The 269-nt window shown below is 74.7% G+C and carries 1 protein-coding gene; it reads left to right on the top strand.

Translation table 11 applies throughout. The features are described 5' to 3' along the window. Positions 1 to 269: FAD-dependent oxidoreductase (locus JMJ55_RS30590; protein WP_202829367.1), on the top strand; the 269-nt coding region annotated here is incomplete at both ends.

Raw genomic sequence — 269 nt, 5'->3', positions numbered from 1 at the left:
ACCTACACGAAACCCCGCAGCACACCGCGGCGCACGAGGCCTGGCTCGAGCATGCGCGGCAATGGCAGATCGATGCCCGCCTGCTCACCCCCGGCCAGGTGGCGGAGATGTTCCCCCAGACCACCCGCCGCTGGGCCGGCGGCCTGCACACGCCGAGCGACGGAAGGGCCGAGCCCTCCTTGGCGGTGCCGGCCATGGCCGCAGCCGCACGCCGCGCCGGCGCTGCGATCCTCACCGGATGCGCGGTACGCGGCCTCGACCTGACGGGC

This window comes from Belnapia mucosa, assembly GCF_016775475.1.
GTDB lineage: Bacteria > Pseudomonadota > Alphaproteobacteria > Acetobacterales > Acetobacteraceae > Belnapia > Belnapia mucosa.
The sequence above is the reverse complement of the archived record's forward strand: the minus strand, read 5'-3'. Positions and strand labels throughout refer to the sequence as shown.